The organism is Sphingobium sp. FW305-3-2-15-F-TSA7 (assembly GCF_058787155.1).
Window position 1 is genome coordinate 1 of record NZ_JBYSZM010000070.1, and the last position, 10,230, is coordinate 10,230.

The 10,230-nt window shown below is 57.4% G+C and carries 9 protein-coding genes and 1 pseudogene; 4 read left to right on the forward strand and 6 right to left on the reverse strand.

What is annotated here, in order from left to right; genetic code table 11:
• Nucleotides 1-264: pseudogene (locus tag AC3WN8_RS29875) on the reverse strand (energy transducer TonB); the annotation flags it as partial.
• Nucleotides 265-283: 19 nt separating this feature from the next.
• Nucleotides 284-2,380 (reverse strand): TonB-dependent receptor domain-containing protein, encoded by a 2,097-nt coding sequence (locus tag AC3WN8_RS29880; RefSeq protein ID WP_492673177.1) that lies wholly within the window; start codon nucleotides 2,378-2,380, stop codon nucleotides 284-286.
• A gap of 129 nt (nucleotides 2,381-2,509) precedes the next feature.
• On the opposite strand from AC3WN8_RS29880, the gene AC3WN8_RS29885 reads away from it, so the two are divergent.
• The 3 genes from AC3WN8_RS29885 (at nucleotide 2,510) to AC3WN8_RS29895 (ending at nucleotide 4,300) form a co-directional block, all read left to right on the forward strand.
• Nucleotides 2,510-3,298, forward strand: a complete 789-nt coding sequence (locus AC3WN8_RS29885; protein WP_492673178.1) for a DUF4198 domain-containing protein — start codon at nucleotides 2,510-2,512, stop codon at nucleotides 3,296-3,298.
• A gap of 171 nt (nucleotides 3,299-3,469) precedes the next feature.
• Nucleotides 3,470-3,958, forward strand: a complete 489-nt coding sequence (locus AC3WN8_RS29890) for an EF-hand domain-containing protein (RefSeq protein WP_492673179.1) — start codon at nucleotides 3,470-3,472, stop codon at nucleotides 3,956-3,958.
• 138 nt (nucleotides 3,959-4,096) lie between these two features.
• The gene (locus tag AC3WN8_RS29895; protein WP_492673180.1) at nucleotides 4,097-4,300 is read left to right on the forward strand and encodes a hypothetical protein; all 204 of its coding nucleotides are present in this window, start codon (nucleotides 4,097-4,099) and stop codon (nucleotides 4,298-4,300) included.
• A 112-nt stretch (nucleotides 4,301-4,412) separates the two neighbouring features.
• On the opposite strand, the gene AC3WN8_RS29900 is transcribed toward AC3WN8_RS29895, so the two are convergent.
• Nucleotides 4,413-4,658 (reverse strand): hypothetical protein, encoded by a 246-nt coding sequence (locus tag AC3WN8_RS29900; RefSeq protein WP_492673181.1) that lies wholly within the window; start codon nucleotides 4,656-4,658, stop codon nucleotides 4,413-4,415.
• Between the two features lie 66 nt (nucleotides 4,659-4,724).
• A complete protein-coding gene (locus AC3WN8_RS29905) occupies nucleotides 4,725-5,141 on the reverse strand; it encodes a hypothetical protein (protein ID WP_492673182.1) in 417 nt (138 codons plus the stop codon).
• A gap of 234 nt (nucleotides 5,142-5,375) precedes the next feature.
• Here AC3WN8_RS29905 and AC3WN8_RS29910 point away from each other — a divergent pair, with 234 nt between their 5' ends.
• A complete protein-coding gene (locus AC3WN8_RS29910; protein ID WP_492673183.1) occupies nucleotides 5,376-5,684 on the forward strand; it encodes a hypothetical protein in 309 nt (102 codons plus the stop codon).
• A gap of 126 nt (nucleotides 5,685-5,810) precedes the next feature.
• Here AC3WN8_RS29910 and AC3WN8_RS29915 read toward each other — a convergent pair whose 3' ends face one another.
• Nucleotides 5,811-6,236, reverse strand: a complete 426-nt coding sequence (locus AC3WN8_RS29915; RefSeq protein WP_492673184.1) for a DUF5990 family protein — start codon at nucleotides 6,234-6,236, stop codon at nucleotides 5,811-5,813.
• 717 nt (nucleotides 6,237-6,953) lie between these two features.
• Nucleotides 6,954-10,031, reverse strand: a complete 3,078-nt coding sequence (locus tag AC3WN8_RS29920) for an HD domain-containing protein (RefSeq protein WP_492673185.1) — start codon at nucleotides 10,029-10,031, stop codon at nucleotides 6,954-6,956.
• Nucleotides 10,032-10,230 lie beyond the last annotated feature (199 nt).

Sequence of the window (10,230 nt, forward strand, 5' to 3'; positions counted from 1 at the left end):
GGGCTGTTCGGGCAGGGATTCCGCCACGGGCTGCGCCTGCGCCGGGGCGCTTGGAGGCGCGGGCTCCGCCGCCTCGGCCTGATCGGCGCCGTCCTCAACACCCTTGAGCAGCGCCAGCGACATGACGGTGAGCGCCGGGGCATCCTTGTGCCGCTCGGCGCGGCCCATGCCCATGGTGAGCACGGCCGCGATCATCGCCGCGTTGATCAGCAGCGATGCCGCCGCCGATCCGCCAATGCGAAAGCGATGCCCGACCCGTTCCATGATCCCGGCCCCCGGCGAACTAGAAGGTCTTGGCCACGGTGAATTTGAAGCTGCGCCCCTCCGCCGCGAGTGCCGACAAATGGCGGCGATATTGCCTGTCGAGCAGATTGTCGGCGGCGATGCGGAATTCGAAGCCCTCGGCCGGGCCGGTGCGCGGCTTGAAGGCGAAGAACAGATTGTGGACGGTGTAGCCCGGCGTGGCGACGCCCGATCCGAGCGAGGGGAAGCTGCCCGGCGTCACCTTGTCCTGCGCCTCCGCGAACTCGCCGGTCCAGCCGCCCGACAGGCCGGTGGCCGCGTCGGCATAGCCCAGGGTCAGGCGATAATCATTGGCGGGAATGGTGTTGAGATAATCGCCGGTGATCCGGTTCCTGCCGTCGATGAAGGAGGCGTTGCCGCGCGCGAGGAAGCCGCCAATGCCATATTCGGCCTCGATCTCCAGCCCCTTGAAGCGCGAGCGGTTGATGTTCTGGAAATAGGGCGTTCCCGCGGGCGCGGAGACGTTGACGATCAGATCCTTGACGCTGTTGCGGAACAGCGTCGTCTTTGCGCGGAACCGGTCGCCCCGGCCCAGTGCGTTGTCGAACGAGAAGGTGAAACCGGCCTCGATATTGTCCGACGTTTCCGGGCGCAGGTTCGGATTGTTGGGCCGGGTGGCGCTGCGCGTGAAGATCTCGTCGATATTGGGCATGCGCACGGTGCGCGCGACCGATCCGAACAGGCCGAACCAGTCGGTCAGATTGTAGAGCGCCGCGAGCTTGGGGGAGACGCCGCTGTCGGTGACATTGCCGGTCAGCACGGTGCCGCCGACGACGGTCGCGCCGGGCTTCAGATCGGTCCAGTCGATGCGGACGCCCGGCATGATCGTCAGCTTGTCCGACCACACGATCTCAAGCTGCGCGAACAGGCCGTAGCGCGTCATCTCGCCTTCGGGATGGGTGCCGGCGCCGGGCGTCACCGTGCCGTTCAATGCTACGCGCGGATTGCGGCGCTTCTGTTCGCTCCACTGGCCGCCGACGATCAGGAAGGTCTTCCAGTCGCCGCCGAGATCGAACTCGCTGGTGTTCTGCAATTTCCCCTGCCAGCTTTCATAGGAGAAATCGGAATAAGCGAGCGGGCCGAGGAATGTGGTTTCGGTCTGGTGCACCTTCGATAATGAATAGGCGATCTGCGCCTCGACATTGAGCAGCGTGCTGCCGCCGAAGTCGTTCACATAGCCGAGCACCGCCGTCTTGTCGTGGACGCGGCGGCGCATCAGCGTGGCGCCGGTCGATGCCGAAACCTGATCGTAGACCTGCGGCCCGTCGCTGATCCAATCCTGATAGGACGCCCAGATCGCATGGTTGCGATTGCCGCCGATCGCGACGCGGCCCTTGACCAGCCAATTGTCCGACACCGTCGCCGAGGCCGGCACGATATCGCCATTGCCGCTCTTGTAATCCTCAGAGCGGCGATAATTATAGCTGCCGAGCAGCTCGACGCCGGCGACCGGCTGAACCGCGACGATGCCCGACAGGGTATGCGCCTCCGCATTGGTCTCGGTCGCTGCCTTTAGCCGCACCGCGAGCGGATCGCCGTCCTTCAGGAAATCCGACGCGTCCTTGGTGGTGAAATTGATGACGCCCGCCAGCGCGCCGGCGCCGTAGAGCGTGGAGGAAGCGGGTCCGCGCAGCACCTCGACCCGCTTGTACAGCTCGGGCTCGCTGAAGAAGGCGCCCATGCGATATTGCTCGTAGAATTTGGTGACCCCATCGACGGTGATCAGGATGCGGTTGTCGGAATCGCCGATCGCGGTGCCCATGCCGCGGATGTTGAAACCCTGTCCGAGCTGACCGACGCCGCCCTGGACGTTGACGCCCGGCATCCCCTCCAGCAGATCGCCGATCGTCGTCGCCTGGGTCTGGTCGATCTCCTCCTGATCCATCGCGGTCACCGCCTGTGGCGTGTCGATCGCCACTTTCTCCGTGCCCGCGGAGACCACCAGCCGATCGAGCGCCATCCGGGTCGTTCCCTCGGACCCGGTTTCGGCCTGGCCGGTTTCGGTTTGCGCGAAAGCGGGAAGGGGAAGCGCGATCAGCGCGGTTCCGGCAAGCAGCAACATCCTGGTCTTGGTCATCTTCTCTAGCCCCCGGGCATCGAAACAAGGGGCGGCAGCGCCCCGGACGGCCATCACCTACGCATCATGAAATTGTATTGCAAGTGATTCTCAATAGCTATAATTGCCGTCGCAACGAAGGGGAGAATCATGACGTTCAAACGCTTTGGCGGCGCCGCCGCCTTGCTCATCCTTGCCGGGGGATCCGCCGCGAGCGCGCATATGCCCTATGTGCTGCCGACACTGTTCGACGTGGGGAAGGGCGATCACATCACGGTGCAATCGGCCTTTGCCGAGGATATCTTCGTGCCCGAGGTGGCGATGCGCGATGCGCCGTTCCACCTGATCGGCCCCGACGGAAACGACCTGCCGGCGGGGCCGGTGACGCATCTGCGCGATCTGTCGGTCTTCGAAGCGAACACGCCCGCCGACGGCACCTATCGCGTCACCACCGGCCAGCGCGCCGGCCGCAAGGGCAAGATGTTCCGCGTGGGCGACAAATGGGAAATCCGCGGCGAGGGTGGTGTGCCGCCGGCGGGGGGCGAGCAGGTGGAGGTGCAGAGCATGACGCTGGCCGACGCCTATGTGACGCGCGGCCAGCCGAGCCAGGCGGCGCTGAAACCGATCGGCAAGGCGCTGGAAATCCAGGCGATCACGCATCCCAACGGGATCGCGGCGGGATCGGACGCATCGTTCGTGCTGCTGTTCGACGGCAAGCCGCTTGCCGATGGCGAGATCACGGTGTTCCGCAGCGCGGGCACTTATGACGGCCGCAAGATCCTGGCCCAGCTCAAGAGCGACAAGAGCGGCCGGTTCAGCGTGAAGCCCGAGGATGCGGGGACGTACCTGATCCTGGTGCGCCATCGCGGCGCGGCACCGGCGGGCGCCGAGACGCCGTATCGCAGCTATACCTATACGCTGACTTTCGACGCTGCCTGAATTTCACGCCTCTCCCTCATAGTCATGCTGAACTGGTTTCAGCATCCAGGCTTCCACCCGAGCCGCAGCGTCGGATCGAACATGGACCCTGAAACGAGTTCAGGGTGACGGAAGGAAGGGGGAGGCGCAGCCCGACACCATTTTTACCACGATCATTCCACGGAGACCGACATGACCCGCACACTCGCCCTCGCCGCCATCCTGCTCGCCGCGTCCGGCACCGCGATCGCCGCGCCGCATGACGGCAATTCCTTCATCCATGATTATGACAGCAACCATGACGGCCAGGTGTCGCGCGCCGAATTCGATGCGGCCCGTGTCGCGCGCTTCCGGGCGACCGACGCCAATGGCGACGGCTGGGTTTCGGAGGACGAATATGTCGGCGAATATCGTGCGCGGCTGGAACAGCAGCTCTCCGCATCCGAGCTGAACGAAGAGAAGAAGACCGAGGAGCGCCAGCGCCAGATCCGCCAGACCCATGTCCGCTTCGGCGTGCTCGACAGGGACAAGGATGCGAAGATGGTGCAGGCCGAATATGATGCGTCGGGCGCGCGCGCCTTTGCCGAACAGGATGACGACAGGAACGGGACGATCACCGCGGCGGACGTGGCGGCGACCGCCGCGCGGCGGCTGGCTGCGCGGGAGAAGGCGGATCGGTAGGGGCGAGAGCGTGCCCCAGGAGTTTGCCGGGCGAGCGTACAGGCCGGGCCGACATTGATCTCGATTATTGCGAATCGATTCCGCGACACTTATTTTTGGCGCGCTTCAAAGCCGGGGGGCACGGTTGTGGAGGCAGTCATGACATTCGAATCCGATCAAGCCTATCTGGAACGACGGGCGCGGCAGGAGCGCGATCTGGCTGAAAAGGCGGCCGATCCCTGCGCCTATAAGACGCATACGGAACTGGCGCGGCAATATGAGCTGAGGCTGTCGCGCCTGCTGGCGGGGGCGAAGAAAGAAACGCCACCATCCGCACAGCCGGGCGTCAACGAGACCGCGTAGTTACGGGCATCCCATGATGGCGCGTAGGGCAGTGCACGAAATTCGGAGCGCGCAACGCATGACCATGTTCGAGGGCTATCCGAATTGAGTGCACTGTCGCCGGAATCTCCACCTATTTTCGCTTGGAGCGCTTCTCGCGGCGGCGTGTTAAAAGCGTCTCGTCCGCCTCGCTGGGCGAAGGCAGTGGGCGGTCCGTTCTGATCACATGGAACGCACCACAATTGTCATCGGGGCAGCCGCACGGAACAGCATCGACATGGTGCCGCAGCCCACCGCTTCGCGCCTGCAGGCCGTTCATCTTCTCTTCGCTCCTGATCGTATCAATGATCGCATTTCGCTTGAGAAACTTTCCAGGCATCCCAATTTTCCTAACCGCTTGCTGACCGCTGGTCGGCCACTTCTGATTGTTCGAAATTACGTCATGTCATCGTGACGAGGTCGAGAGCAGACGCGCCTCGCCCTCGCAGGATGTCAGGGCCGCATCCAATTCCTCCCGGAACCGTGCCAGATCCCCATAATGGCAGTTGAACTCACCCTGGAACCGATTTCCCCTTCTCATCTGATCGTTGACCGCGATTTCAGCGAGAAGTTCACCTGTCGAACCGACGGGCATGATCTGAAGGCCGAAGAAAGACCCGGCCCCTCGCTGCACGGGCCGATCCGGGCTGATGGGATAGGTCGCCATATCCCGGGCTAGATCGGTCAGCTCCCATCTCATCTCGCTCCACTCATCGGCGCACCAACTCGCCGAGCATTCGCAGCGCATTTCCTCGAGGTCGAGGGCGACGTGCATGTCGACGCCGCCATCCCCCGATACGAATCTCAATATCAGCGTCTTCATGCTGAGCTTTTAAGCCGTACGAGCATGTCGACAAGCGCAGTTGTCCGGAAGATATGGTGGCAGGTGCAACAATCCTGAATCCGTGCTGCTTCGCTATTCCCGCCCGTCGTCGCCGACAAAAGCCCCCTAGGTCGTAGACTCATAAAAGCGGCCTGCCCGCTTCCGCCCCAATTGCCGACATTCGCCCTATTGAGTAGATTCAAATTCCCACCTTAGGGGTTGACGGACACCAACATGAGCAAAGTCACTGCGATTAATGTAACTTTTTCCGTGACCGAACGTGGCAACGGATTTCCAAAGAGTCAGTTCAGAGCATGGCTATATGAGCGTGACTTTGACCCATTGATATCGGTTGAAGGCTCGACAGCTAGCTGGCATCCGGGGGTCGAAATTATGATCGGCGGCTATAACCATTTTCCTGAAGTGGAATTTGAGAATTATTTTAAGAGTTTACCGTGGGTGAACCCCGAAGTTGCAGTTCTCGTCCTCACGCCAGATGAGGGGCCCAGCCGAGTGATCCGGCCTATGTACGACGGCAGCTAACCACCCAAATTCAGTCATTCCGCCCTTCTGCCGAAAGCGGCCGTTTATGAGTTCACGGCCTAATTCTCCTGATGGCTACGCGGCTGAGTTCATAAAACGAGAAATTGGGCGCTCCGGTCACCGTAATTATACGATGCGTCGTCCGATCGGTTGCACGGTGGCGCAAGCGGGGGTGCCGTCCTTGCCGGTGCCGTCGATCCTTGTTTCGATGACGCCGCCGCTGTCGATCGCGCGATCCAGCAGGTCGATCCCGATGTCGTGAATGTCGATCTTCATTCGGCGGGACCAGGGGGAGGCGGGGTCTCCGGCAAGCTGGCCGATGCGGATATAGACGAAGCGCCGCACCGGACCTTCGCGGCGCACCTGATCGCCGAAGAATTTGGGGCCCGGGCCGATGCGGATCGGGAAATCGAATGTCAGCGGCTCGCCCGTCTGCGAGGCTTTCGGATCGAGCGGCGATTCATCCTTTGCCTGAAGGCTGTGGCGCACGCCGATGACCGGCTGCTCGATGACGATCCGCATCCGGATGTCGCTCTGATCTGTTCGTGGCATAGGAATTTATAGCTTGATCGGCGTGTCGCTCAATGGGTGACGATGCACCAAAATCGCACGTGCGCAACGCATAATCTGCTCAGCAGAAAGCCGTATTGAGTGCATCCTCACCGCAATTACGAAAGGTGGTTTGGCTAGCTTAGCCGAATCGAACCCCCGGCAAAGTGTTGCGTGCGCTATCAATGTGATCTTCTCTATAGAAACATAGGTATCTTGTGGATTCTGTATCATATCAGATATGTGGTGATGTTATTTAACTATGCAATGAAATTATAGCTTTGATGGATATAATCTTTGAGCCAAATATATATGCGATACCAAGTATAGAGACAGATAGTATTATGTATGTCTCATACCAAGATAATACGGATGCTATTTTTATATCTGATCGACGATTGTGTCCGCACAGTTCAAGGATGTCTGATTCATTGGACCTATTATCGATCCAGCGATTTATTCCTCCAATGAGCAATGTTATTGTTATCGCGCAAGCTATGATGGTAATCCACATGAGAAAGTTGCTCGCTTGAATAGCGAAATCTATGGTAATTTCTCTAGCAAGCGATTGCTTTACAATAGTATATTGAGCTGAACAAAGCGTTAAAAATACAACTTGGAAAACGCTTGCAATTTTGAATGTTGATTCGTTGAGGCTGTGTCGTTGTGCCAATATGTACTTATATCGTTCAATGGTAACATTATCGGATAGATTTTCCATCAAATTATCCCCCACTGCGCGTTGCGGCGATCCCATGCGCCCGCATCGAAGATGCCGGGTGGCGAAGATCGTAGTGCGTTCGTGAATTTTGTCTCATCCTGAAAGAACGGTCTAAGTCGAGAAAATTGCTCCATAGAAAGAAATCTCTCTATATCTTCTAAGGTGACTAGCTTCCAGTCCAATCCAGATGCTCGAATATATTCAATAATCATAAAATAAACAGCAAGAGACTTATGTGATTCGAGTTCTTTGTTCGCATAAGTATCGTTCAGAAGTGATACTATATCAGTTCCAGGTTTCAAATGTGTGGCGCGATGGGAGATGAATGCCCCCTCATTGACCAATCCGTAGACCGGCAACATCTCAATAGGAACGCAAATCCGTTCTGAGCGATTTCTGCCACTACGAAGCCGCTCTCGAATTTCACGATACATCGAAGCGAACTTGTAGTCTCCATCTTCTATAACATCCTCGACTGATTCGCTCGAAAACCATGCTGGTTTAGAGCCTACAAGGCTCCATTTTAGTCTGAGTTCACGATGCTCGATTGAAACGGTTATCTCACGAATCTCAAATTTTTCTTTGATCTTGCGATCCACCCATCCAAGTGAACCAAGATTGCAGAGCTTGATCTCTGCGTCATCACTGGAAACTTGGTTGCCAAGCAAATCCAGTAGCTGCGAGGATGTAACGTCACTGGGAGCCTCCCGGATCAGTTGGTCCACCGAGCGAAACAAAGGTGACTCAGTCGTGGTGAACGACCCTCTCGAGATCAGCTCGTCGAGCGAGATGTTCGACCGCTGATTGGCATCTTCGACCAATACCATGGGTACCGTGGTGATGGCATCGTCCATAAGGCCTGGTCTGGTCACTGGCACAGTCGCATTCGTTAACGGCGAGATTAGGTACGGAGCCATGCCCACGGCTCTTGTCAAGGAAACGCCGTCTGCGGCGGCAATTCGCCCGAGCTCGTCAGCTACGAAATCGCTGTAGATGCCATAAATGGCTTTGAGCATCGAGTGCCGTTCTGGTGTTTCCTCCAAGGATGTTCGCGCTACGTTTGTCTTTGGTGCATCTTTACCAACGGCATTCGCTGCCGCAAGAATATTTATGTTGCTGAACCCGGGTGATACTTCTTCGACCGACACGCCCTCGATGCATATGCAAGCGGGAATAGCGGCTTCGTCTTCGTCATGTGCGCGTCGTGTTAGGTCGACAAATGTCCAATCTTCGAAGAGGTCATCTTTTGCGACGGCAAAGGCGACGGTGACGCCATCGCGTTCGACTTCGATGATCCTGTGTTCCTTTTTGAATCGAGACTTTCGATGCGAGTAGTCGAGATATTGCTGTACGGCCTCCTTTGGCGACGAGTAGCCAATCCTGACAGGTTCGTTGTCGTCGATTATGACTTTGACGGTGCAGCGTGGAAACATGACCCACTGTCGGGCGACACGCAGCACGTTGCCGATCTCGGCCGTGGGGCGGAGGTTGAGCTTGATTGATGTTCCATGCGGATACGGGAGCTCATCACGGTCCGCCTGTTTGTCGAGCAATTTAATCAGATATTTTCCGTGGACCGAGCGCAGCGCTATCCGCCGGGCTTCATCGTCATCGGGGTGGCAGGTCGTAATCTCGATTTCGTCTGAAACCATGAAGGCGGACAAGACGCCTATCCCAAACCGGCTGATTGAATGGAAGCTGGGGTATTTTTCCTTGAATTTTGGATCCTGGTAGCGTGAGGAGCCGACCTTCAGGAGGTGATTAACGATCATCTCTTGGGACATGCCGGTTCCGTTGTCTGCGACCGTTAGCGACCTGCTGGCGCTATCCCACTTGATTAGAATCTCTCCTTTATAAGTCGATTTTTTTGTTTCGATCTGGGCCTGAAGCCGGACAGCATCTAGGGCGTTTTGTGTAAGTTCTCGAAGTACAACATGAGAGTTGTTGTAAAGAGTGTGGCCAGTGAGAAGGTCGAGAATCTTATGTTGGTCTAGTGCGAATTCAAAGGAATCTGTCAAGAAACCCTCGGTATCTATGTTGGATGTGTCGATAGTACGCCACGGAAACAAATATTTCCGAAGGTTGTCTTTGGATGACTTTTGAATTGTGCGATAAGATTGGGATAGTTCTCGCTCGGCGTAGGTTAGGTAGCTAGTGAGTCCAAAGAATCCATCAGGATCTTTAAATGACGCGTGAACTTCTATGGTATCTGGTAGAACATCCATCGTCACGTTGCCGTCGCGGTCACGCGCCGGCCTAAAGCGGACATTCCGGACCGCGCCTTGCTTCTTCCATTCAAGCTGACTCGTCGGATTGCTGGGGTTAATCAGCTGGAATAATATGCTGGGAGTGCGACTCCGTGTGATCTGTAGGAGGTCGATGGTCCGCAAAACGACCGCTACATATTGCAGGTTCACGGTCTCTTCATCGCCGCCATAGGGCTGCGAAATCTTAAAAATGCTCGTGTCGTCGATGTTCGATGCCGTATGGCTCTCGCAGACTCGCGCGAGATCACGTCGGAATGTGTCATCTAGATCGCGCAGAAGGTCGGCGACGATTAACTTTATCGCGGAGCGATCGCTGCCACCGCCAGCAATCCATTGCTTGACCCGTTTCCCATGATTTAGGCGAACGTATTCCTGATACTGAAGCTTGGCCGCCTCTTCCAAGGGCATCTGTGCTAGCCGCGCTTCGTAGTCCCGCTGCTTTTCCGACGGCAGGACAGGGGTGTTAAGATAGGTTCGGTAGTCTGGGTCGTTGTCGCGCTCTTCAAACTCCGCCTTGGTTACTAGTAGGCCGATGTCGTGAAAATATATCGATAGCACGAGCATCAGCCAATCGGCCGGCGTCATTGCCTCCTGGGTTTCAGTGGGGATGAGCCATTCGGCTGCCTTTAGCATGTCGAGGACATGGTTGAAGCTGTGGTCGGTATATTCGTGGAAGAAGCCCGACGAGCGCCACTCGTTAAGGGCTGTCTCGACCGTTTCCCTTACCTTTGACAGATTGACCCTCAGGGCAGGTAGCTTAGTTGCTTCTTCCGCCTTGATTTCGATGGCGGTCATCGGAATTTTGCTCACATGTGTCTCCCTTGAGGGCCTTTTGGCCGCTATTGCGAGACGATGGCAAGCTGGCAATGCAAGTCAATCTGAGTTGGTGTTTTATTCCAGGCGCCATCCTGGGAGGGGCGCTCGCTGCGCCCGTCCGGCGGATTTGGAAGGGGGGGGGCGTAGCGCCGCCGCCAAATTGCTTGCGTGCGGGGGGCGTATAAAGCAGTTA